We start from the raw sequence: 21,637 nt of genomic DNA, 5'->3' as shown, positions 1-21,637 counted from the left end.
CCGTGTGGGGCCGTGCAGGAGGAGCATCATGTTCACCATCGGAGACTTCGCCCGCCACGGCCGCGTGTCCGTCCGCATGCTGCGGCACTACGACGCCATCGGTCTGCTCCCGCCCGCCCGCGTGGACACCTTCACCGGCTACCGCTCCTACGAGGCGGCCCAGCTCACCCGGCTCAACCGCATCATCGCGCTCAAGGACCTGGGCTTCACCCTCGAACAGGTGCGGCAGATCCTCGACGAGAAGGTCGGAGCCGACGAACTGCGCGGCATGCTCCGGCTGCGCAGGGCCGAGCTCGAGGAGGCCCAGGCGGCCGCCGCGGCCCGGCTGGCCCAGGTGGAGGCGAGGCTCCGGACGATCGAGAGCGAGGGACGCATGGACGCCCACGACGTGGTGGTCAAACGCATCGAGGCGGTACGGGTGGCGGAGCTGAGCGCCACCGCGGAGAACTTCGGCCCGGACCGGATCGGGCCCGTCGTCGGCCCGCTCTTCGACGAGCTGTGCCGCCGCCTGGAACGCGCGGGCGTCACGCCCGCCGGCCCCGCCGTCGCCTACTACGACGACGCCCCGGAGGGCGGCGAGGCGGTACGCGTCCACGCCGCGCTGCCGGTCGGCCCCTCCGTACGCGCCGGGGACTTCGACCTCGTCGACCTCCCGGCCGTGGAACGCGCCGCCACCCTCGTCCACCGCGGTTCCATGGACGAGGTGCTGCCCACCGCCCAGGCGCTGGCGGCATGGATCGACACCCAGGACCACCGTTCCGCGGGGTACGCGCGCGAGCTTTACCTGGAATGCCCCGACGACCCGCGCCAGTGGGTGACCGAACTCCAGGAGCCCCTCGTCTGATCCCGGCCGATGTCCCTCAACCCGCCGGTCCCGCAGGCGGGTCGAGGTCTGTCAGGGTGCCGTCGGCGGTACGCGGCACCAGGCCCGCCAGGTCCGCCAGCCGGGCGAACGAGTCCAGCAGGCCGGCCCGGTCGTACGTGCTGGTCGTCACCAGCACCTCGTCCGCGCCGGTCTCCGCCACCACCGCGGCCAGCTCCCGGGCCACCCGCTCCGGGGTGCCGTGCACGTGCCCCGCGAGCCCGGACTCGTACAGCTCCCGTTCCCTGGCCGGCATCTCCAGGGCCTCGATCCGCTCGGCGGGGGCGAGGGGCGGGAAGCTGCCCCGCGTCCGCGCGTGGGCCATCGACCACGCCTCCGGGACCAGCAGCCGCCGCGCCTCCCGGTCGCTGCCGGCGACCGCGACCGTACCCGAGACCACGACGTACGGGCGCTCCGCCCAGGCGGAGGGCCGGAAGCCGCGCCGGTACTCCTCCACGGCCACCAGCAGCCGGTCCCGCCGCCGCAGGTCGCCCACCACCAGCGGCAGCCCGGCCCGCGCGGCGATCCCCGCGCCCTCCCCGGTCGCCAGCAGGAACGGCGGCACGCGCAGCCCCTCCGCGGGACGCGCGTGCACCTGGGGGTGAGCGCGCTGGGTGCCGTCCAGCCACCCGAGCAGCTGCCCGAGCTGCGCCTCGAAGGCGTCGGCGTCCTTCACGTCCCGGCCCAGCGCCCGCCGGATGCCGTCGGTGAACCCCACGGAACGGCCCAGCCCCATGTCGATCCGGCCCGGGAACAGCGACTCCAGCACGCCGAACTGCTCCGCCACCACCAGGGGCTCGTGGTTGGGCAGCATCACCCCGCCCGTGCCCACCCGGATGGCCGAGGTGGCGCCCGCGACGGCGGCGGCCAGCACGGTCGGCGCGGAACCGGCGACGCCGGGCACGCTGTGGTGCTCGGAGACCCAGAAGCGGTGGTAGCCCAGTTCCTCGGCGTACCGGGCCAGCGCGACGGTGTCGCGCAGCGCCTCGGGGCCGTCGTGGCCCTCGCGGACGCGGGAGCGGTCGAGGACCGAGAAGCGGGTCGCGGCCAGGGCCGGGTTCGCAGTCACGGAGTGTTCAACGCGGCGGCGGGCCGGTGATTCCCGGGCCCGTCCACGGCCGCGCTTCAGGCTCCGCTCCCGCCTCCGTTCCCGCCTCCGCTCCCGGGCCCTGTCGGCGGTCCTGTCTAGGGTGGCGTACATGACAGAATCCCACCGGCGGCCGCTGGCCGTCTTCGACCTCGACGGAACGCTCGCCGACACCGCGCACCGCCAGCACTTCCTGGAACGCAAGCCCCGGGACTGGTCCGGGTTCTTCGGCGCGGCACCCCAGGACCCGCCGCTGGAGCGGGGCGTGCGGATGGCCGTCGAGGCGGCCGAGGACTGCGAGGTGGTCTACCTGACCGGCAGGCCGGAGCGCTGCCGCCGGGACACCCTCGCCTGGCTGGCCGCGCAGGAACTGCCCGAGGGGCGGGTGTGGATGCGGGGCAACCAGGACCGCCGCCCGGCGCGGGTCACCAAGCTGGAGACGCTGGAGCGGATCGGGCGGGGGCGGGAGGTGCGGATGCTGGTCGACGACGACGACCTGGTCTGCGACGCGGCCCGGCGGGCCGGCTTCCCGGTGGTGCGCGCCGACTGGGCGGCGGCCTCGGCGGAGCTGAAGGACGCGCAAGAGCGCGAGGGGCGCACCTGAGCGCCGGTCGCGGTCCGGCCGTACCGGACCGCGACCTGCCGAACGTGGCGGCGGCCTGACGGACGTACGGGACCGGGCCGCGGCCCGGTGTGCCGCGCCCTGCCGTACGGACCGGACCGCGCCCGGCCCCGGCGTCAGTCCTCGCCGTCGAGGCGGAAGCCCACCTTCAGCCCCACCTGGTAGTGCGCGATCTGTCCGTCCTCGATGTGCCCGCGGACCTGGGTGACCTCGAACCAGTCCAGGTTGCGCAGCGTCTGGCCGGCCCGCGCGATGCCGTTGCGGATCGCCTGGTCCACTCCCTCGTGGGAGGTGCCGACGATCTCGGTCACGCGGTAGGTGTGATTGGACATGTGACACTCCCGGTGGGGTGAGCTGGTGCCTCACTCCACGGTGCCCCACGCGCCGTCGTCCCGCGAGGCGTCGGCCCCGCCGGCCCGGCGTGGCGGCGCCGTGGCTCGGCCGTCCGGGTGACGAGGGCCCGTACCCGGCGGCCGTACCCCGAGGCCGTACCCGGACATCCGCTGGACGGCGTGAGTGTCGTAAATCAGGTCCGGACCTTACCTCACCCTCCGCCGCTCGCCGCCGTCGCTGCGGTGAGAATTCCCAATTGGCATGCTCTGTCCGCGAGTCGAATGGCGATGCGTGAGGCTTTGGTGAAGAAAACCTGGCCGGAGACCCTTGACCCGTTCAATTGGTCCATGCCAATTTCGAGCCATCTCCGATCGACCCGAAGGTGGCATTCGTGAAGATGCGCTTCCCCCTCGCCGCGTGCACCGCCGTCCTGGCCGCCACGGCCCTGACGGCCTGCGGCGTCCTCCCCGGCGAGGGAGCCGGCCGGCAGCAGGTCACCGTCTGGCTGATGAAGGGCAGCGCCTCCGAGGACTTCCTGAAGCGCTTCACCACCGCCTTCGAGGCCGAGCACGAGGACATCGACCTGGAGATCGAGATCCAGGAGTGGACCGGCATCGGCGAGAAGGTCCACAAGGTCCTGCGCGGCGAGGACACCGCGGACGTCATCGAGGTCGGCAACACCCAGGTCGCCCAGTACGCCCAGACCGACGGCCTCACCGAACTCACCCTGGAGGGCCTGCGCGACTGGGGCAGCAAGGACTGGCTCAAGGGCCTCGCCGAGCCCGGCAGCATCGACGGGGCGCAGTTCGGCGTGCCGTGGTACGCCGCCAACCGTGTCGTCCTCTACAACAAGGACCTCTTCGCCGCCGCCGGCATCACGAAGGAACCCACCACCCGCCGCGACTGGATCCGCGCCACCGAACGCCTGGACCAGGGCGACCGGCAGGGCATCTACCTCGCCGGCCAGAACTGGTACGTCCTCGCCGGCTTCATCTGGGACGAGGGCGGGGAGCTCGCCGTCGAGGGCGACGGCCAGTGGAACGGCGCCCTGGGCACCCCCGAGGCGCAGCGCGGCATGGCCTTCTACAAGGAGCTCCAGGCCCTCGGGGACGGGCCCGAGGACGCCGACGAGGAAACCCCGCCCCAGGCGGAGGTGTTCGCCCGCGGCAAGGTCGCCCAGATCATCGCCCCGCCCGGCAGCGCCGCCCTGATCGAGGAGCTCAACCCCGCGCTGCGCGGCAAGCTCGGCTACTTCCCGATACCCGGCAAGACCGCCGCGAAGCCCGGCGCGGTCTTCACCGGCGGCTCCGACCTGATCATCCCGAAGTCCACCGAGCGGCGCCGCGCCGCCGTCGAGGTCGTCTCCGCCCTCATCGGGGAGAAGTGGCAGACCGACCTGGCGCGCACCATGAGCTACGTGCCGAACAAGACCACCCTCGCCCACGTCATCGACGACAACGAGGGCACCTCGGCGATGGCCAGGGGGGCCGCGCAGGGGCGCGCCACGCCCACCTCGCCCCGCTGGGCGGACGTGGAGGCCAAGAACCCGATCAAGCCCTACATGACCGCCGTCCTCACCGGCGAGGACCCGCGCAGGGCAGCCGCCGCGGCCGACGCCACCATCACCCGGGTGCTCAGCTCCGACCGCTGACCCCGCCGAGCCCCTCTCGACCCGGCCCGGGTCTCTTCGACCGCGTCTTCGGCGCGCAGACAGTCGCGCGTCTGGGCGAGGCATGCGCCGACCGCCTGCCATCAATCGGCAGATGCTGCCGCCGCTGTTGCGGACGTTGGGCTTCAGGTGCAATAGCAGCGCCTACCGGCCGGTGATGGACGCGCTCGCGCTGCTGGAGACGTACGCCGAGGTCGACGGCAAGCCTCGTTTCCACGACGCCGCCGACGAGGTGCCGATGCCGGCTGTCGGCGGCGCTGGCGGACGGCTCGGCGGGCGGGGTAAAGGTCACCACCCGCAAGGGCGACCCGTGGATCACCGTGCCGAGGCTGGAGCCTCTGGAGGAGCCGACCGGCCTTCAGGCCCTCAAGGACGAGGCCGTGCGCCGATGGGGCGTGCTCGACCTCCTGGATGTACTGAAGGAGCCGACTTTCTCACCAGCTTCACCGACGATCCCGGAGCCTACGTGTCAGTCACGGTGTGGGCGTGCCGGTGGACGACGTGCCAGGAGTGATCTTCTCTGCGGTACACCTGGGTGGCCCGCAGCGTGTACGTGCGGGGCTCGCCGTCCACCTGTCCTGCTTCCCACTACCCATCGGTTTCCTCTCCAGGGGAATACGAGGCCAAGAGGCGGATGCCGCTCTTCTTGCCGCCAATCCCGGCGCGCTTGAAGTGGCTGGCGTGTCGTTTTCAGCGTGTCGTGGACCTGGGTGCTTCGACGTCCTTCAGCCTGGAGGTTCCGGGGTGTGTGAAGGAGGCCGGGGATGATCGCGAGGGTGGCGGTGTGGGAGCCGATGCCGACGGACGACCGGGACTGGGTGCTGGACGCAGCCGCGGCCGTGCCCGGTGTCCACGGTGCGTACCACCTCATTGATCCGGCCACCGGCAACGGCCTCTCCATCGCCTTCTTCGAGGACGAAGCCGCAGCGCAGGCCGCGGGAGCCGCGATTGCGAAACGCGCCGAGGAGATCGGCTGGAACAGCGCCCCGCATCCGGCGCCGGCTTCGCACACGATGTACCAGGTCGTCCGGCACGCGTAGGGGGACCGGCGAGCGGGGCAGGGTGGTCTTGCCGCGGTCGGCTGGGAAGCAGAGCCAAGTGTGGGTACGACGCCCGTATTTCTCGACGCTCGCGGCTGTGGGGGCGGGAGCGTCGGCGACGGGGCGGTGGAGAGCGAGGCGCCCGCGCCGTCCAGGAGGACGGCGATCAGCAAGCGGCCATTTTTTTGGCCCTCTTCCACTACCGCTCCGACATTCGCCACGGGGCACCCCACTGAAAGTCGGGACTTGACACCTCTGCTTCATGCGCCCCACCGGACTTGCCCGTCACGGCCGCCGAGCAGTTGATGGGCTGGTGGCTGTCTGGGCTCTTGTGTGACGTGCTTGATCGGCGCAAGGTTGAAGGAGGGGAAGTGGACGGAGGTGCAGTATGCCTCGTACAACTCTCGTGGCTTCCGTGATCATCCTGTTTCTCACTCCCTTGGGTTTGGCCTCTGCGCAGTCGGCAGACGCCCCTGCCAGGCCGGCTTCGGTCGTCCAGCAACCCCTTGTCGAGCGCGGCTCGTGCCCTGAGGGCACCGCTGTATCAGCGCTGCTCGCACCGGACAAGTGTGCGGGGATCGTTTGTCCGGGCGGTCAGCTCTGCAAGAACGGCCGGTGTGTTGAGAACCCCTGCGCAGGCATCGTCTGCCCAGGTGGTCAGACCTGTAAGAACGGAAAGTGCAAGTAGCGGCTGCACTCGGTCTGCGGTCTGAAGGCCGCCCCGCCGGCCGGGCGGGCGGAGGTCACCGAGAAGGAGGTCGACACCGGCCGCGCGCAGGCCAGCCGAGGACGGTCCGTGGCCCAGTTCGCTGCCGAGGCCCAGGGCTTGCCAAGGGTTGTCCGTAAACGCTCTTTGAGTCGCCTCGGACAGGTCCGCCGCAGGTGCGGCTGGCCGGCCTGTCTGGCGAGGGTGAGGTTGTGCCTGCGGGCGATGCCGAGCACGGGTCCTGATTGCTGCTTAGCACCTGGGGTGAGAGATGGGAGTCCGGGGCCGCCCCAGCGCAAGCCCAGCCCGGCCCCGCCCCGCTGCCGCGTGCCGGCCGCCCCGCCCTCGGTGCCGGGCGCCCGGTCGCCGGCGCCCGCCCGCGCCCCGCCGCGAACCACCCATTCAGCATCCGCACATCCACGGTCCCCTGCACCGTCATGTCGAATCCAGCCGGTCACGGAAGAAGTAAGGAGCCAGGCCGACCCACCCCGGCCAGGCCACCGTGCCCGGACCAGGAGCCGCCATGACCATCGCCCCGCTGTCCCCCGTCCCCGCCCGCACCGCCGTCCCCACGCCGTCCCCGATCCCCGCCCAGGGCGCCCCCGCCGGCCCCGGGGCCGACGAGGCCCGCTACACCGTCCGCCTCGCCCGCGACGAGAACGAGGTCCGCGCCGCCCAGCGGCTGCGCCACGACGTGTTCGCCGGAGAGATGGGCGCCCGTCTCGACGGCCCCGAGCCCGGCATCGACTCCGACGCCTTCGACGCCTACTGCGACCACCTCCTCGTCCTGGAGGAGACCACCGGCACCGTCGTCGGCACCTACCGGCTGCTGCCGCCCGAGCGGGCCGCCGTCGCGGGCCGCCTCTACTCGGAGGGCGAGTTCGACCTCTCCGCCCTCGCGCCCATCCGCCCCGACCTGGTCGAGGTCGGCCGCTCCTGCGTCCACCCCGACCACCGCAACGGCGCCGTGATCGCCCTCATCTGGGCCGGCCTCGCCCGCTACATGGACCGGAGCGGCCACAACTGGCTGGCCGGCTGCTGCTCCGTGCCGCTCGCCGACGGCGGCGCGCTGGCGGCCGTCACACGTGACACTGCAATGTCACGCAACCTCGCCCCCGAGGAGTACCGCGTCACCCCCCACCACCCCTGGAACGCCGACGGCATCGTCCGCCCCGGGCGCGCCGAACTCCCCCCGCTGCTCCGCGGCTACCTCCGCCTCGGCGCGTGGGTCTGCGGCGAGCCGGCCCACGACGTCGAGTTCGGTGTGGCCGACCTGTACGTGCTGCTCTCCCTGCGCCGCACCAACCCCCGCTACCTCCGGCACTTCCTCTCCCTGGCCCCCTCGGCATGAGCGCCTGGCTGCCCACCGCCCCCTGCACCCCGGCCGGGTGCGCGGACCAGCCGTTCCACCGGCCCGTCCCCGCGCTCCGCGCCGCCCTCCGGCTGGCCGCCGGGCTCGCCGTGGTCCTCCTCGGCATACCCGGCGGCCTGCTGATACGGCCCCTCGCCCGCGCCCTCCGCGAGGCGGCCGTCCGCCGCTGGGCCACCGCCGTGGTCCGGGCCTTCGGCATCCGGGTACGCGTGTACGGCCACCCGGGCCCCCCGGGCGGGCGCCTCGTCGTCCCCAACCACATCTCGTGGCTCGACGTCCCCCTCGTCGCCACCGCCCTCCCCGGCCGGATGCTCGCCAAGAGCGAGGTGCGCGGCTACCCCGTCCTCGGCGCCCTCGCGGCCCGTGCCGGCACCCTCTTCATCGAACGCGACCGGCTGCGCGCCCTGCCCGCCACCGTCGACCGGATCACCACCGCACTGCTCGACGGGACCCGCATCACCGTCTTCCCCGAGGGCAGCACCTGGTGCGGCCGCGCCGGCGGCCGCTTCCGGCCCGCGGCCTTCCAGGCCGCGCTGGACGCCCGGGTGCCCGTACAGCCCGTCCGCATCGACTACCGGCTGCCCGACGGCAGCACCGCCACCGCCCCCGCCTTCGTCGGCGACGACCCCCTCGGCACCTCGCTCTGGCGGGTCGTCCGCGCCCGCGGCGTCACGGCCGAGATCCGCCTGCTGCCCCGGATCCCGGCCGGACGCCACGCCGACCGGCGCTCCCTCGCCCGCGCCGCTCAGGCCGCCGTCGCCAGCGACAGCGCGAACCTGCCCGCCGCGTCCGTCCACCACTCCGTCAGTTCCAGCCCCGCGGCCGCGAGTTCGGCCCGCACGCCGTCCTGACGGAACTTCGCCGACACCTCCGTACGGATCTCCTCACCCGCCGCGAACGGCACGATCAGGTCCAGCGCCCGGATCTTCACGCTCAGCTCGTGACGCGCCCGCAGCCGCATCTCGATCCACTCCCGCTCCCGGTCCCACACCGCCACGTGGTCGAAGTCCGCCGCGTGGAAGTCCGCGTCCAGCTCGCGGTCGATCACCGCCAGCACGTTCCTGTTGAACTCGGCCGTCACCCCCGCCGCGTCGTCGTACGCGGCCACCAGCGTCGCCTCGTCCTTCACCAGGTCCGTCCCCAGCAGCAGCGCGTCACCCGGCGACAGCATCGCCCGCACCGCCGTCAGGAACCCCGCCCGCTCCCCGGGCAGCAGGTTGCCGATCGTGCCGCCCAGGAACAGCACCAGCCGCGGCCCCGGCGACTCCGGCAGCTCCAGCGGCCGGGTGAAGTCGGCCAGCAGCGCGTGCACCCGCAGCCGCGGGTGCTCCGCCAGCAGCGTCTCCGCCGCGCCCTCCAGGGCGCTGGCACTCACGTCCACCGGCACGTACAGGTCCAGCGCAGGCATCGCCTCGATCAGGTGCCGGGTCTTCTCCGACGACCCCGACCCCAGCTCCACCAGCGTCCGCGCCCCGCTCGCCGCCGCGATCTCCGACGCCCGCGCCAGCAGGATCTCCCGCTCGGCGCGCGTCGGATAGTACTCGGGCAACCGGGTTATCTCCTCGAAGAGTTCACTGCCGCGGGTGTCGTAGAACCACTTCGGCGGCAGCGTCTTGGGCTCCGACGTCAGGCCCCGCAGCACGTCCGCGCCGAGCGCGGCCTCCGCGGAGGACTCGTCCAGGGTCCGGGTCATCAGGAAACGGCTCACGGGGTCGGCTCCTTGAGGGGGGTCAGCGAGACATGGGTCCGCGTGGCGGTCAGCAGGGTCCGGTCCGGCACCTCGCACCAGCCCGGGTCGTCGTCGTACGGCTCCGAGGCCACCACCACGCGAGCGGCAGCCGGATCCGCCAGGTACCAGAGCGAATCGCCCCACGCGGTGGCGAGGATCCGCTCGCCGTCGGTCAGCAGCAGGTTCAGCCGGGAGCCCGGCGACGCGGCCGCCAGCTCCCGCACCGGCTCCCCGAGCGCCTGCCCCGGGTCGTCGCCGCGCCGCAGCCGGTGCGCCACCATCGCCCACACGAACGCCGAATCCGTCCGGCACTCCATCGACAACAGCGCCGCCGCCGGCAGGGCCGCGGCCAGCGGCGCCGGCGCGTCCGGCCAGTCCCGCAGCGCCCCGTTGTGGCTGAACAGCCAGCGCCCCTCCGCGAACGGCGCGGCCGCCGCCTCGCCGTCCGCACCGCCGACCGTCGCGTCCCGCACCGCCGCCAGCACGGCCCCGCTGCGCACCACCCGCGCCAGGTCGAGGAACGACTGGTCGCCCCAGATCGGCCCGTACCTGCGGTAGCGGGCCGGCACCGGATCGTGGTCCGCGTACCAGCCCACCCCGAAGCCGTCCGCGTTGACCGTGCCGTACCGCTGCCGGCGCGGCGCCCACGACTGCCGGAACAGCCCGTGCTCGGGCTCCGCCAGCACCCGCCCGAGGCTGACCACCGGTCCCAGGTACGCCAGATGACGGCACATCAGGCATCCCTCGCGGTACGGAAGCCCGAGAAGATCTGCCGGCGCACCGGCAGGTCCCAGTTGCGGAACGTCCCCCGGCACGCAACCGGGTCCACCGCGAACGACCCGCCGCGCAGCACCTTGTGCGCCGGCCCGAAGAACACCTCCGAGTACTCCCGGTACGGGAACGCCCGGAAGCCCGGATAGCCGGTGAAGTCGCTGGACGTCCACTCCCACACGTCGCCGATCAGCTGCCGCACCCCCAGCGGCGAGGCGCCCTCCGGGTAGCTGCCTGCCCGGGCCGGCCGCAGGTGCCGCTGCCCCAGGTTGGCGTGGGCCGGCGTCGGCTCCTCGTCACCCCACGGGTAGCGCCGCGAGCGGCCCGAGACCGGGTCGTACCGGGCGGCCTTCTCCCACTCCGGCTCCGTCGGCAGCCGCCGCCCGGCCCAGCGCGCGTACGCGTCCGCCTCGTACCAGCCGACGTGCAGCACGGGCTCGGCCACGGGTACGGGCTCCACGACGCCGAACCTGCGCCGCACCCACTCGCCGCCCTCCAGCCGCCAGAACAGCGGCGCGCCGATCCCGTGCGTCCGTATCTGCTCCCAGCCCTCCGGGGCCCACCAGCGGCGCTCGCGGTAGCCGCCCGCGGTGATGAACTCCAGGTAGTCCCCGCAGGTGACCGGGACCGTGTCGATCCAGAACGGCGCCACGTCGCGCTCGTGCGCGGGCCGCTCGTTGTCGAGCGACCAGGGCTCCGCCGACGTGCCCATCGTGAACGGACCGCCTGGCACCAGGACTTCGGCCGCCGCGGGCGCCGGGCCCGCGGGCGGCTCCGGCTCCGGCGCGGTCAGCACCGCCGTGCCCTTCCGCAGCTGATGGGTGATCAGCATCGTTTCGTCGTGCTGCTGTTCGTGCTGCGCGATCATGCCGAAGACGTAGCCGGCCTCCACCAGCTCGCTGCCTTCCAGCGGCGCGTGCTCCAGCACGTCCAGCACCCGGCCCCGCACCTCGGCCGCGTACCGGCGCGCCTGGTCCGGAGGCAGCAGCGGCAGGCGCGGCCGCTCCGCGCGGGGGTGCTCGAAGGCGTCGTACAGCGGGTCGATCTCCGGGTGCATCGACTCCCGCCCGGCGACGTGCCGGAGCAGCCACAGCTCCTCCATGTTGCCGATGTGCGCCAGGTCCCAGACCAGCGGCGACATCAACGGCGAGTGCTGGGCCGTGAGATCGGGGTCGTCGACGCAGTCCGTCAGCGCGGTGGTGCGGGCGCGCGCCGCGATCAGAGCGGTCAGGGCCCGCTCCCGCGGGTCCTGCGGGGCCTCGTTCACGTTCGCGGTTCCTTCCCGTACGGGTGGGCGGGGGCGGCGGCCGGCGCGGCGGCCCGGTCGTCGGCGGGGCAGCGGCCCCTGGCGACGTGGCGCTCGTGGAACTCGGCCACGGCGGCGCGGACTCCGGGGCGTGCCCCGATGCGGGGCAGGGCGTCCAGGGCCGCCAGGAAGCAGACCTCCGCGGCCGCCCGCAGCTCCGGGTCGGAGAGCCCGTGCACGGCCGCGGCCCGCCACAGCGGGTTGCGCGGCGCGGCCGGTGTCCCGGCGGAGTCGGCGAGCACCTTGACCGCCCGGTACGCGGTCTCCGCCGCCTCCGGGTCGTCGAACAGGGCCGCCGTCACCGCGACCGGCACCTGCCAGCCGTCGTCCCCCGGCTGCGCGTCGATCATCCGCAGCTCCAGGTGGCCGCGGGGCCGCACCGGCGGGAACAGCGTGGTCAGGTGGTAGTCGAGGTCCTCGCGGGTGGGCGGCCGGGAGCCCCCGCCCCGGGCCCACGCGCGGAAGGTGAGGCCCTCCGGCACCTCCCAGGCGTGCCCGTCGTCCTGCCGCACGCACATCACGTCGGTGTCCAGGGCGTGCCGGGCCCAGGCCGCCCGGGGTTCCGCGTCCAGGGGCGGTGCGAGGGTGCGGCGGCCGTCCAGGTCGCTCCACACGCCCTGGCGGGCGGACCGCCAGCCCGCGTAAGGGCCCTGGGTGCCCGGGGAGTTGGCGAACGCGGCGACGAGGACCGCGCCCAGCAGGTGGGCGAGCAGCCAGCGCCGCCCGTGACCGAGGGGGCCGGGCTCCTCGTACCCGGCGTCCACGCAGACCTGCACGGAGGCCGAGGAGCACATCATGGCCCGGCCGGCGGGCCCGGTGCGGTCGAAGAACCGCTCCATCGCGTCGTAGCGCGGCTCGCGGAGCAGCCGGCGGGGCGCCTGCCGCGGGTCCTGGCCCAGCCCGCAGAGGTAGAGGCCCCGGTCGCGCAGGGCCGCCCGTACGGCGGTCAGGTCGGCCTGGAGGCCGTCGAGGCACTCCGTCAGCGACCGGGCGGGCCGCGAGCTCAGCTCCAGCTGTCCGCCGGGCTCGAAGGTGAGCCGGGAGCGCAGGGGGAGGGCACGGGCCGCGGCGTGGGCGGCCTCCAGCCGGCCGGGCGGCACGGGGTCGTCGGGCGCCTCGGCGTCGTACACCAGCCACTCGAGCTCGGCGCCGAGGTACCGGGGCGGACCCGTCTTGAAACAGATGCCGCGGACCAGCTCCTCCGTCTCGGACTCGCACAACGCAGGGGCGCCGCGCGGGCGGGACTCCTGTGGCATGGCCGGATCCTCCTGTCGCAGGCCGTGTGCCGACGGGCCACGGCTACCCAAGCCGGTGCGAACGAACCCTCAAAGATCCGTTTGCGCCAAGCGGGCGGCAAACGCGGGGCGTTAAAGGGTTTGCGGCCTCCGGATCTGGTCTCGGACGATGGCGCCGGAACGACGAGCACGTGGAGGGGATTCGGTGAGCGGTCGGCTTCGGGCAATCGCACAGGAGAACGCGGACATCGTGGCGTCCGGCGGGTACCGGGCGCCGTCGGGGCGCGAGGTGTCCCTCGCGGCCGCCGTGGCGGGAGCCATGGCGCAAACCAGGATATATGGCCCCGAACCGGTCGCCCTTGGTGAAGGTGCGCCACGCTCGGTGCCCGGCCCCACGGTCTTCGAGGTCACGGGCGAGTCCAGCACGGTCGCGGCCCGCAGGCTGGCATCGGCCGGACGGGTGGCGGTGCTGAACTTCGCGTCCGCACGGAACCCCGGGGGCGGCTACGTACGGGGCGCCAAGGCCCAGGAGGAAGCCCTCTGCCGGGCCTCCGCCCTGTACCAGACGCTGCTGCGCGCCCCCGACTACTACGCCGTCCACCGCGCCGCCCGCACCGCCTTCTACAGCGACCGCGTGATCCACTCGCCCGGCGTGCCGGTCTTCCGCGACGACCGCGGCACCCTCTTCGAGGACCCGTTCGAAGCCGGCTTCCTCACCGCCGCCGCACCGAACGCCGGCGTCATCCGCGAGCAGGAGCCCGGGCGGGCCGGGGAGATCCCGGCGGCCCTGACCCGCCGCGCCGAACGCGTCCTGGAGGTCGCCGCCCGCCACGGCTACCCCCAGCTGGTGCTCGGCGCCTGGGGCTGCGGGGTGTTCCGCAACGAACCGGCCCGGGTCGCGGCCGCCTTCCGCACCCACCTCGCCCCCGGCGCCCGCTTCGGCGACACCTTCGACCGCGTGGTCTTCGCCGTACTGGACCGCTCCCCGGCCCCCCGCACGGCCTTCGCCACGGCCTTCCCGGAAGCGACCCGGGCACCGGAGGGGGCGTAGCCGGCGCGGCCCGTCACGGTCGGCCCGCCAGTACGCCCGGCCCGTCAGTGCTTGCGGAGACGGGTCGTGCGGCGGCGGGAGATGCGGGGGCGGCGGCCGGCAGCCGCACCCGCCGTGGCCAGCGCGAACGTCACCGAGATCCGTGCCCCGCCCAGCTCGCTGCGGCCGATCCGCATCGCGCCGCCCGTGGCGCTGCCGGCCCGCTGCGCGATGTCCAGGCCGAGCCCCGTCGAGCCGGTGCTGCTCCCGCGGGACAGGGCCCGCTCCGGGTCCGGGATGCCCGGGCCGCCGTCCTCCACCACCAGCTCCACCGCCTGGGCCGTCCGTACGACCCGGACGCCGAACGGGGTGCCGGGCGCGGTGTGCCGGAACACGTTGCCGATCAGCGCGTCCACGACCGCCGCGATGTCGTCCTCGGACAGCCCCACCGCCGTCGGCTCCCCGGTGAGGTCGAGCGCACAGTCCCGGCCCTGCTGCTCGGCCAGCACCGACCAGAAGGCGGTCCGCCGCCGCACCACGTCGGCCGCCTCGCTGCGCGGCCCGTCGCCGCCCGCGCCACCGGTACGGCCTGCACGGCCCGCCCCGGCACCGTCCGCACCCCCGGCCGGCGGGGACCCGAGCATGCCCTGGCCCATGGGACCCACGGCCAACGGGGTGCGCGCGGCCGCGATGATCGCCTGCAGCTCCCGCTCCAGCGCGCAGACCGCCGCCTCGACCCTGGCCGACTCCGGGGTGCCGGCCATCCGCTCCGACGCCAGGTGGAGGGCGGTCAGCGGGGTGCGCAGCCGGTGGGACAGGTCCGCCACGAGCTCCCGCTCGACGGCCAGCAGCTCGGTCATCCGCTGGGCCATCGCGTTGAAGGCGACGCCCGCGTCCCGCAGTTCCCGCGGGCCCATCGGTTCCACCCGCGCCTCCAGGTCCCCCTGGCCCAGCGCACGCGACGCCTGCGCCAGCCGCTTGGAGGACCGTACGACCTTGCCGGCGAGCCGGTCTGCGACCAGCACAGAACCGCCGATCAGCCCCACCGCGAGGAAGGTCATCACCGCCCACGACTCCCGGACCCCGCGGGTCAGTTCCCCCTCCGGAACGAAGTTCTCGATGACGGCGACCCGGTCGCCCGGCAGCACCACCGGCTGCAGCCGGATCCAGCCGTCCGGGATCTCCTGGGAGATCGACTCCCGGCCCTCCCGCGCCCGTTCGAGCAGGTCGGCGGGGGCCCGCGACCGGCCCAGCGCACCGGCGTCCGGCAGGTGCACGACCAGGTGCTCGGCCCCGTCCAGGCTCGCGGCGGACTCCCGCAGCGCGGCCGGGTCCGTGGTCAGGGTGAGTACGGGGGCCAGCGCGGCGGCCTGCTGCTCGGCCACGGTCACCCCCTGCTCCCGGACCAGCGACATCACCAGCGCGGCGAGCGGTATCAGGAAGGACAGGGCGACCATCGAGGTGGCGGCGAGCGCCACACCGGCCAGGGAACGTCTCACCGCGGCGCCACCAGCTTGATGCCGACCCCGCGGACGGTCAGCAGGTAGCGCGGCGCCGCGGCGCGCTCGCCCAGCTTGCGGCGCAGCGAGGACAGGTGCACGTCGACGGTCTGGTCGTCCACGTACGGCTCGCGCCACACCTCGGTCAGCAGCCGGCGCTTGGAGACGACCTGGCCCGTGTGCAGGGCCAGGAACGCCAGCAGGTCGAACTCGCGCCGGGTCAGCCGCAGCTCGGCCCCGGCCAGGTACGCGGTCCGCGCCCCCGGGTCCACCGACAGCTCGCCCACGGTGACGGCACGCGGCCCGCCGCCCGCGGCCGGGAGGACCGGCGGCGCGGACCCCCCGCGGGGCAGCGGCGGCACCGCGGATCCCGGCCCCATCGAGGGCATCGGGTGCACCGGAGACCGGGGTGACATCGGCGCCATCCCCGGCATCGGGGAGACGGGAGGGACATGGCCGCTGCGCCGCAGCACGGCGGAGAGCCGGGCGACGAGCTGCCCCCCGGAGAACGGTTTCACCAGGTAGTCGTCCGCCCCCGCGTTGAGCAGCGAGATGATCTCCGCCTCGTCGTCGCGCGCGGTCGCCACGAGCACCGGCACGGAGGAAATGCCCCGGATCATGCGCAGTGCGTCTCCTCCGTCCAGATCGGGCAGCCCCAGGTCCAGGACCACCGCGTCGACGGGTGTCCGGGTGACCTCGCGGAGGGCACCGAACCCGTCGCCCGTGCTGCGCACGGCGTACCCGTGCTCCGCCAGGACCTCGATGAGCGACTGGCGGATGCTGGGGTCGTCTTCCACGACGAGGACGCTGGGCATGGGGGACACCCTAGGGGGTGCCTCCCACGCGTCGCAGGCGCCCCCTGGGGGCTCGGCCCGGTGCGCCGGGACCCCGGCCACGGGGCACGGGGAGGCCGTGCCGGGGCCGGGTCACGGACGCGGGGAGGCCGGGCCGAGCCCCGGTCTACGGGGTCCCCGGGGTGTGGAATGCCGGTCCGTCCTCGGTGACGTGCAGGCGTACGGGGCGGTCGGCGACCGGGATGGTGCACCCCTCCGTCGTGCTGCAGCTCGCGTAGCCGAGCAGCACCGTCGCCTCTCCCTCCGCCCCGGCGCGCACCGGCAGCGTCGTGGTGACCGGCCCGTCCGGGTACACCGGCACCGGTGTGTCGACCCCGGGCAGCCTGACGGAACGCACCGGCGACCCCGCGGTCAGCGCGCCCCGCGCCTGGAGCGCGCCGGACACGGCCACCGAGGTCGGCCTGCCCACGCCGTCGACGCCGGAGGCGGGCAGGGCGGTGCTGTACAGGTGGAAGCCGGGCTCCTCGGGCGTGAACACCGCCTTGAGCGTGCCCTGGGAGTCCCGCCAGTCGGTGAGGGTGAGGGTGACCGTGACGCCGTTCTCGCTGAAGCGCGTCGTGGGGGCCGGGGCGGCCCGGTCGGCGGTGCCGCCGTCGGACTCGCCGGAGCCCGAGCCGGAGCCGCAGCCCGCCAGCGCGGCCAGAGAGGCCAGGGACACCAGGCCGGCGGCCACGCGGGCCGTCCGGGAACGCCGTACCCGCATCGGAATGCTCATGTCTGTTCTGCCTCGGGAGTTCAGGGGTTCAGGGGTTCAGGAAGGAGCGAAAGAGGTGGTGAAGGGCGGATCGGGGCGGATCGTCGCCTCACAGCACGGCGGTGAAGTTCGCGCTCCACACCTGGAGCCGGTACACCAGGCCGCCCCACGCGCCCGTGGCCAGCAGCACCCCGACGAGCACGAGCATCCCGCCGCCGGCCCGCAGCACCCACGCGTAGTGCCGCTTGACCAGCCCGAAGGCCCCCAGCGCCCGGCGGAAGGCCAGCGCGGCCAGCACGAACGGCAGGCCGAGCCCCAGGCAGTACGCGGCCATCAGCAGGGCACCACGCCCCGCGCTCGCCTCGGTCCACGCCAGGGCCTGCACGGCGGCCAGCGTCGGCCCGATGCACGGCGTCCAGCCGACGGCGAACACCGCACCCAGCAGCGGCGCCCCCGCCAGCCCCAGCGCGGGCCGCCGGTGGCTGCGGAACTCCCGCTGCGTGAAACCGGGCAGCAGCCCCATGAACGACAGCCCCATGAGCACGGTGAACACCCCGAGCACCTGGTTCACCGCCTCCTGGTGGGCCAGCAGCGCGCGGCCCGCGTGGCCGAACAGGGCGCCGCCGGAGACCAGTACGGCCGTGAAGCCCAGGACGAACAGCAGCGCACCGCCCGCCATGCGGCCCCGGCTGCCGCCCCGCGCGTCGGCGAGGTCGGCGACCGACAGGCTCGTCACGTAGCTGAGGTAGCCCGGCACGAGCGGCAGCACGCACGGCGAGAGGAAGGAGACCAGGCCCGCGACGAACGCCACGGGGGCCGCGACGGCCAGCGTCCCGTTCAGGAGCTCCGGGGCGTCCGCGACGGCCAGTACCGCGGGGGAGTCCGTGACCGCCGCCGACAGGCGGGCGAGGGGGACGGCCGTCACGACGCCTCCTCCGCCACGCGCCGGACCAGGGGCTCCAGCTGGGCCTCGGTGACCGGGCCGCCGATGGCCGCGGCGATCCGGCCCCGCCGGTCCACCACCAGCGTCGAGGGGATCGCCCCCGGGTTCAGCAGCGACGGCGGGAAGCGGAGCAGCAGCTCCCCCGCGGGGTCGTGGATGCTGGGGAACCCCAGACCGTGGGCGCGTACGAACTCCCGCGCGGCCGACCGGTCACGGTCCCGGGTGTTGATGCCGAGGAACCGTACCCCGTCACCCCGCACCCGGCCGCTCAGCCGGGCCAGGCCGTCGGCCTCCGCCCGGCACGGCGCGCACCAGGAGCCCCAGACGTTGACGACCACCACCTCGCCCTTGAACGTGGCGAGGGAGGCGGACTTCCCGTCGAGGTCGTCACCCGCGACGGCCGGGGCCTCCTGCCGGTCTGCCGGGTCCAGGACGGCCGCCGTGGCGGCGGTCCGCACCCCGGCGCGCGGCCCCCCGGGGCCGGCGTCCGTGCCCCCGGGGTCCGTGATGCCGCCGGCCAGCACCAGGCCGGCCGTCACGCCGAGCCCGGCCACGACCGGGACGGCCACGGAGGAACGGAGCGACCGTCTCACGACGCCCACTGGCGGAGGAAGGAGTTCAGGCCCTCGGCCGTCAGCGGCGGGTTGCCCGTCTCGTGCGTGTCCGTGCGCACCGTGCCGGACGGCGACACGACGACCAGGACGGGCATCTTGTACGTACCGCCCGAAGGGCTGTACTTGCGCAGGAGACGGGAGTTGGCCGAGCTGTCGCCCCCGATGTCGATCTTGACCATGTGGTACGAGGACCCGAGGACCGACGAGGTCTTCGACTGGGCGAACACCCGGTCCGCGGCCTTGCAGTTGCCGCACCAGTTCGCGCCGAAGTCCAGCAGCACCATCCGCCCGTCGCTCTTGGCCGCGCGCAGCGCCGCGTCGATCCGTGCCGTCGCGTCGGCCGTCGGGTACCCGGAGCCGGGCACCTGCGCCGGCTCGGGCGCCGCGCTCGTACGGGCCGGCTTGGCGGGCTTGGGCGCCGGGGCGGCCGTGCGGGCCGGGGCACGGCTCGGAGTGGGCGAGGAGGGACGTACGGACGCGGCCGCGGACGGCGAGGCGGTCGCCGACCGGGAGGCCGGGGCGCTCGGGGAGGCCTCGGTGGTCTCCGGCGCGGACCCGCCCGCGGCGTCGGCCGCGGAACCGGAGCCGTCCGAGGACTCGACGGCCGCGGGCGGGGCGGTGGACCCGGCGGACTCCGAGGTGGGACCGCACGCCGCGGTCAGGGCCGCCGCGACCACGGCGGCGGCGACCAGCGGCAGCCGCCGGGTGCGGGCGCCGGAAGCGGCGCGGACGGCTCGGAGCGTACGGGAACGGCGAGAACTCATGGCGAAGCACCCCAGGGGACGGTGGGACGGTGGGACGCGGGAAGGCGGGACAGCCCTCCGGCACGCGGAGCCGGCGGTGCGACGGTGCGCCGGGTGTCGTACCCGGCGAACGGAGGCCGCTCGGCTGACGGCGAGCATAGGACCGCGGGAAGCGCCTGCAACCGCCTCGGAGCGATCTTGAGGTTGCCCTAAGGAACAGCTCAGCTGCCGCTTCGCCGGAGTACGGGCCGGATCGCCCGTACGGCTACGGAACCGGCAAAGGGGACCGGGCCGGTCCGCCCGGTCGAGCGGTCAGAAGGACGACTCGCGGACGCTCGCCCGCGCCCGCGGGTCGACCGTCGCCGTGACCACCGACTCGTGGTCGGAACCGGTGAACGTCACCGTGAGGGTGTCGTCCGCCGTCTGTGAGGTGGCGGCCTTGAAGCCGCGGGCGGGCACCGCCGAGATCAGGCAGACGCCCTTCGAGCCGTACCGCACGGTGACCTTGCCGCCCTGTGACGGGACCGTGTGCAGGCCGGCCCCGCCCGTGCAGTCGACGGGGCTGCCGGGAGTGGCGGAACGGGTGGGCCTGGGCGAGGGCCGGCCCGGGGTGGGGGCGGCGGACGAGGCGGACGGCCGCCGCGTCGCCGTGGGCGTGCCGCTCACCGGGGCGCTCGGCGACACCGAGGCGGGCGCGCCGTCCAGGCCGGCCTGCCAGGCCGGGGGCGTCTCGATGACGTCGGGCGCGGAGCGCGCCACGGGCGGGGTGTGCCGGGTCGTGCCGACCACGAACTGGACCGTGGCGAGCACGGCCGTCACGCTGGCGGCCGTGCACGACAGCCAGATGAGCAGGTAACGCGGGAAACGGGGCACGGCCCCATAGTGGCCGAGGCCCCGGCCGTCCCGTCACCGGCCCCCCTCCGGAACGCGGGGCCCGTGGAACGCCGGCGTCCTCCGGTGCAACGCCGACGTCCTCCGGCCCGCGGAGGGCCGGAGGACGTGGGGGAGCGCGCCGCGGGGTGTTCCGGGGCGTTTCGGAATGTCAGGGGGGATTCGAGCGCTTTTCGCGCCGGGACTACCTCGGGGTGCCGAAGTCCTGCGTCCACCAGGGGCCGCCGTCGCCCTTGTGCACGCCTATGCCGATCTCGCGGAAGCTGCAGTTGAGTATGTTGGCGCGGTGGCCGGGGCTGTTCATCCAGGCCTTCATCACCTCGGCGGCGTCCGACTGGCCGCGGGCTATGTTCTCGCCCAGGCCCGACCACGCGTACCCCGCGTCCTCCACCCGGCTGGTCATGGTGGACCCGTCGGGACCGGTGTGGGACATGACCCCGCTGCGGGCCATGGTGTCGCTGTACGAGCGCGCCGCGGCGGTCAGCTTGTCGTTCGAGGTCAGGGCACCGCAACCGGCCGCGGCCCGCTCCTTGTTGACCAGCGCCAGCACCGCGGACTCGGTCCCGCTGTCGGCGGTCCCTCCTGACCCGCCGGAGCCGCCCGAGCCACCGGACCCGCCGGAGCCGCCGGAGCCGCCCGAACCGCCGGAGCCGCCCGAACCACCGCCCGGCTTGCGGGCGGGCTTCGCGGACTTCGACGGCTTGGCGGGCCGGGCCGACGCCGAGGGCGTCGGGGAGGCGGTGCCGGGCGTCGCGGAAGCCGTCGGCGTGGCTCCCGCGACGCCGGGCGTCGCCGAAGCACCGGTACCCGGTGTGGCACCGGCGCCGGCACCCGTACCGGACGTACCGGCGCCGGACGCGGCACCCGGCCCCGCCGTGCCACCGGCCGCGGCCTTCGCGGCCGCCGGGCCCGACGCGCCGTCGGCCCGCGCGTCCGTCCCGCCGTCCCCGCCGGCCCCGGCCACCGCCACCCCGACGGCCACGACCGTGGCCGCCGCGGTGACGGACAGGACGACGCGCGTACGCATCCGCCGCTTCCGCCGGGCCTCGACTCGGGACAGCGGTTCGGGAGTTCTGCTCGGGCTCATGCCGGTCGCACCTCAAAGGGGGAGGAGTAGAGGGGAGTTCCTCCGACCCTAGGACCCCGACCAGCCGAAAAGCGGTCCGGGAGGCGTACTTAAGGGTCCCTTCAGGAACCCCGCAGGACGGCCACAGGACGAATCCGGCATACGGCCCGACCAGGGCACCGGCAGACGCCCCGCCGGCTGCACGGCAAACCGGCACCACGAGGCCGGCCCGGCGCAGTCTCCACCATGGCCCCGCGCTGGCGCCACCGACACGGTCGCCGCCACTCTCCCCACCGGCCAGAGGACCCCGGTGTTCGTCGCGATGTCCAAGGACGGGGCGCACGCCTGCGTCGCCGAGGCCGGCGGGACCATGGCAGCGGCTCGGGGATCGACGTGGTCGACACCGCGCCCCTCACGGTCACCGGCACCATCCCGGCGAGCACAGCGACACCAAGGTCCTGTCCGACCCGGACGGCTTCCACCGCTACGTCGTCACCGGCAACAACAACTTCGCGGTGTCCGACACCCGCACCCAGAGCGTGGGGCCACCACCCGCCCGCCTGCCCCTTGC

Annotated in this window: 21 protein-coding genes; 7 read left to right on the top strand and 14 right to left on the bottom strand. The window is 74.5% G+C overall.

Translation table 11 applies throughout. The features are described 5' to 3' along the window. Window positions 1-28 precede the first annotated feature (28 nt). Window positions 29-844 (top strand): MerR family transcriptional regulator, encoded by an 816-nt coding sequence (locus ACIQUQ_RS19170; protein ID WP_403977143.1) that lies wholly within the window; start codon window positions 29-31, stop codon window positions 842-844. Window positions 845-860: 16 nt separating this feature from the next. Here ACIQUQ_RS19170 and ACIQUQ_RS19165 read toward each other — a convergent pair whose 3' ends face one another. Continuing rightward, window positions 861-1,931, bottom strand: coding sequence for an LLM class flavin-dependent oxidoreductase (locus ACIQUQ_RS19165; protein WP_403977141.1), 1,071 nt, complete (start codon window positions 1,929-1,931; stop codon window positions 861-863). A 130-nt stretch (window positions 1,932-2,061) separates the two neighbouring features. Here ACIQUQ_RS19165 and ACIQUQ_RS19160 point away from each other — a divergent pair, with 130 nt between their 5' ends. After that, the gene (locus ACIQUQ_RS19160) at window positions 2,062-2,553 is read left to right on the top strand and encodes a hypothetical protein (RefSeq protein WP_403977139.1); all 492 of its coding nucleotides are present in this window, start codon (window positions 2,062-2,064) and stop codon (window positions 2,551-2,553) included. Between the two features lie 134 nt (window positions 2,554-2,687). Here the strand turns inward: ACIQUQ_RS19160 and ACIQUQ_RS19155 are convergent, their stop codons facing one another. Then, entirely contained in the window at window positions 2,688-2,903 is a 216-nt protein-coding gene (locus tag ACIQUQ_RS19155; protein ID WP_399941902.1) for a dodecin, read from the bottom strand. A gap of 398 nt (window positions 2,904-3,301) precedes the next feature. On the opposite strand from ACIQUQ_RS19155, the gene ACIQUQ_RS19150 reads away from it, so the two are divergent. The 4 genes from ACIQUQ_RS19150 (at window position 3,302) to ACIQUQ_RS19135 (ending at window position 8,542) form a co-directional block, all read left to right on the top strand. Next, on the top strand, window positions 3,302-4,555 hold the full coding sequence (locus ACIQUQ_RS19150) for an extracellular solute-binding protein (RefSeq protein ID WP_403977414.1): 1,254 nt from the start codon (window positions 3,302-3,304) through the stop codon (window positions 4,553-4,555). 782 nt (window positions 4,556-5,337) lie between these two features. Further along, complete coding sequence (locus ACIQUQ_RS19145; RefSeq protein ID WP_403977137.1) at window positions 5,338-5,613, top strand: hypothetical protein; 276 nt, start codon at window positions 5,338-5,340, stop codon at window positions 5,611-5,613. 1,229 nt (window positions 5,614-6,842) lie between these two features. Then, window positions 6,843-7,670, top strand: a complete 828-nt coding sequence (locus ACIQUQ_RS19140) for a GNAT family N-acetyltransferase (RefSeq protein WP_403977135.1) — start codon at window positions 6,843-6,845, stop codon at window positions 7,668-7,670. After that, a complete protein-coding gene (locus ACIQUQ_RS19135) occupies window positions 7,667-8,542 on the top strand; it encodes a lysophospholipid acyltransferase family protein (RefSeq protein ID WP_403977133.1) in 876 nt (291 codons plus the stop codon). The genes ACIQUQ_RS19140 and ACIQUQ_RS19135 overlap by 4 nt, the downstream gene beginning before the upstream one ends. Here ACIQUQ_RS19135 and egtD read toward each other — a convergent pair. The 4 genes from egtD to egtA are packed head-to-tail and all read right to left on the bottom strand — an operon-like array spanning window position 8,437 to window position 12,753. Then, on the bottom strand, window positions 8,437-9,399 hold the full coding sequence (gene egtD / locus ACIQUQ_RS19130; RefSeq protein ID WP_403977131.1) for an L-histidine N(alpha)-methyltransferase: 963 nt from the start codon (window positions 9,397-9,399) through the stop codon (window positions 8,437-8,439). The genes ACIQUQ_RS19135 and egtD overlap by 106 nt on opposite strands. Further along, window positions 9,396-10,154 (bottom strand): ergothioneine biosynthesis protein EgtC, encoded by a 759-nt coding sequence (gene egtC, locus ACIQUQ_RS19125; RefSeq protein ID WP_403977129.1) that lies wholly within the window; start codon window positions 10,152-10,154, stop codon window positions 9,396-9,398. Before egtC ends, egtD begins: the two co-directional genes overlap by 4 nt. Continuing rightward, the gene (gene egtB, locus ACIQUQ_RS19120; protein ID WP_403977127.1) at window positions 10,154-11,458 is read right to left on the bottom strand and encodes an ergothioneine biosynthesis protein EgtB; all 1,305 of its coding nucleotides are present in this window, start codon (window positions 11,456-11,458) and stop codon (window positions 10,154-10,156) included. The genes egtC and egtB overlap by 1 nt, the downstream gene beginning before the upstream one ends. Continuing rightward, window positions 11,455-12,753, bottom strand: a complete 1,299-nt coding sequence (gene egtA, locus ACIQUQ_RS19115) for an ergothioneine biosynthesis glutamate--cysteine ligase EgtA (protein WP_403977125.1) — start codon at window positions 12,751-12,753, stop codon at window positions 11,455-11,457. Before egtA ends, egtB begins: the two co-directional genes overlap by 4 nt. Window positions 12,754-12,937: 184 nt before the next feature. On the opposite strand from egtA, the gene ACIQUQ_RS19110 reads away from it, so the two are divergent. After that, the gene (locus ACIQUQ_RS19110; protein WP_403977123.1) at window positions 12,938-13,783 is read left to right on the top strand and encodes a TIGR02452 family protein; all 846 of its coding nucleotides are present in this window, start codon (window positions 12,938-12,940) and stop codon (window positions 13,781-13,783) included. Window positions 13,784-13,827: 44 nt separating this feature from the next. Here the strand turns inward: ACIQUQ_RS19110 and ACIQUQ_RS19105 are convergent, their stop codons facing one another. The 8 genes from ACIQUQ_RS19105 to ACIQUQ_RS19070 form a co-directional block, all read right to left on the bottom strand. Further along, the gene (locus ACIQUQ_RS19105) at window positions 13,828-15,261 is read right to left on the bottom strand and encodes an ATP-binding protein (protein ID WP_403977121.1); all 1,434 of its coding nucleotides are present in this window, start codon (window positions 15,259-15,261) and stop codon (window positions 13,828-13,830) included. After that, window positions 15,258-16,076 carry a response regulator gene (locus ACIQUQ_RS19100; RefSeq protein WP_403977119.1) on the bottom strand — a complete coding sequence of 273 codons (819 nt, stop codon included), beginning with the start codon at window positions 16,074-16,076 and terminating at the stop codon, window positions 15,258-15,260. The genes ACIQUQ_RS19105 and ACIQUQ_RS19100 overlap by 4 nt, the downstream gene beginning before the upstream one ends. 145 nt (window positions 16,077-16,221) lie before the next feature. Beyond that, on the bottom strand, window positions 16,222-16,830 hold the full coding sequence (locus ACIQUQ_RS19095; protein WP_403977118.1) for a hypothetical protein: 609 nt from the start codon (window positions 16,828-16,830) through the stop codon (window positions 16,222-16,224). 88 nt (window positions 16,831-16,918) lie between these two features. Continuing rightward, window positions 16,919-17,677: a cytochrome c biogenesis CcdA family protein gene (locus tag ACIQUQ_RS19090; protein ID WP_403977412.1), complete on the bottom strand. Its 759-nt coding sequence runs from the start codon at window positions 17,675-17,677 to the stop codon at window positions 16,919-16,921. Window positions 17,678-17,730: 53 nt separating this feature from the next. Further along, on the bottom strand, window positions 17,731-18,345 hold the full coding sequence (locus ACIQUQ_RS19085; RefSeq protein ID WP_403977117.1) for a TlpA family protein disulfide reductase: 615 nt from the start codon (window positions 18,343-18,345) through the stop codon (window positions 17,731-17,733). Further along, window positions 18,342-19,130 (bottom strand): thioredoxin family protein, encoded by a 789-nt coding sequence (locus ACIQUQ_RS19080; protein WP_403977115.1) that lies wholly within the window; start codon window positions 19,128-19,130, stop codon window positions 18,342-18,344. The genes ACIQUQ_RS19085 and ACIQUQ_RS19080 overlap by 4 nt, the downstream gene beginning before the upstream one ends. A gap of 291 nt (window positions 19,131-19,421) precedes the next feature. Further along, window positions 19,422-19,982 (bottom strand): hypothetical protein, encoded by a 561-nt coding sequence (locus tag ACIQUQ_RS19075; RefSeq protein WP_403977113.1) that lies wholly within the window; start codon window positions 19,980-19,982, stop codon window positions 19,422-19,424. Between the two features lie 202 nt (window positions 19,983-20,184). Beyond that, on the bottom strand, window positions 20,185-21,087 hold the full coding sequence (locus ACIQUQ_RS19070) for a CAP domain-containing protein (protein ID WP_403977111.1): 903 nt from the start codon (window positions 21,085-21,087) through the stop codon (window positions 20,185-20,187). Between the last annotated feature and the right edge of the window lie 550 nt (window positions 21,088-21,637).

This window comes from Streptomyces sp. NPDC101118 (assembly GCF_044759445.1).
Classification (GTDB): domain Bacteria; phylum Actinomycetota; class Actinomycetes; order Streptomycetales; family Streptomycetaceae; genus Streptomyces.
This window is presented reverse-complemented; position numbering and strand designations above follow the sequence as displayed.

Excerpts from the sequence above, each read along its gene's own strand:
- egtC (WP_403977129.1), bottom strand. The coding sequence starts at position 10,154 with ATGTGCCGTCATCTGGCGTACCTGGGACCGGTGGTCAGCCTCGGGCGG.
- ACIQUQ_RS19100 (WP_403977119.1), bottom strand. The coding sequence starts at position 16,076 with ATGCCCAGCGTCCTCGTCGTGGAAGACGACCCCAGCATCCGCCAGTCG.
- ACIQUQ_RS19080 (WP_403977115.1), bottom strand. The coding sequence starts at position 19,130 with ATGAGTTCTCGCCGTTCCCGTACGCTCCGAGCCGTCCGCGCCGCTTCC.
- ACIQUQ_RS19070 (WP_403977111.1), bottom strand. The coding sequence starts at position 21,087 with ATGAGCCCGAGCAGAACTCCCGAACCGCTGTCCCGAGTCGAGGCCCGG.
- ACIQUQ_RS19155 (WP_399941902.1), bottom strand. The coding sequence starts at position 2,903 with ATGTCCAATCACACCTACCGCGTGACCGAGATCGTCGGCACCTCCCAC.
- ACIQUQ_RS19150 (WP_403977414.1), top strand. The coding sequence starts at position 3,302 with ATGCGCTTCCCCCTCGCCGCGTGCACCGCCGTCCTGGCCGCCACGGCC.
- ACIQUQ_RS19140 (WP_403977135.1), top strand. The coding sequence starts at position 6,843 with ATGACCATCGCCCCGCTGTCCCCCGTCCCCGCCCGCACCGCCGTCCCC.
- ACIQUQ_RS19145 (WP_403977137.1), top strand. The coding sequence starts at position 5,338 with ATGATCGCGAGGGTGGCGGTGTGGGAGCCGATGCCGACGGACGACCGG.
- ACIQUQ_RS19170 (WP_403977143.1), top strand. The coding sequence starts at position 29 with ATGTTCACCATCGGAGACTTCGCCCGCCACGGCCGCGTGTCCGTCCGC.
- ACIQUQ_RS19160 (WP_403977139.1), top strand. The coding sequence starts at position 2,062 with ATGACAGAATCCCACCGGCGGCCGCTGGCCGTCTTCGACCTCGACGGA.
- ACIQUQ_RS19135 (WP_403977133.1), top strand. The coding sequence starts at position 7,667 with ATGAGCGCCTGGCTGCCCACCGCCCCCTGCACCCCGGCCGGGTGCGCG.
- ACIQUQ_RS19095 (WP_403977118.1), bottom strand. The coding sequence starts at position 16,830 with ATGAGCATTCCGATGCGGGTACGGCGTTCCCGGACGGCCCGCGTGGCC.
- egtA (WP_403977125.1), bottom strand. The coding sequence starts at position 12,753 with ATGCCACAGGAGTCCCGCCCGCGCGGCGCCCCTGCGTTGTGCGAGTCC.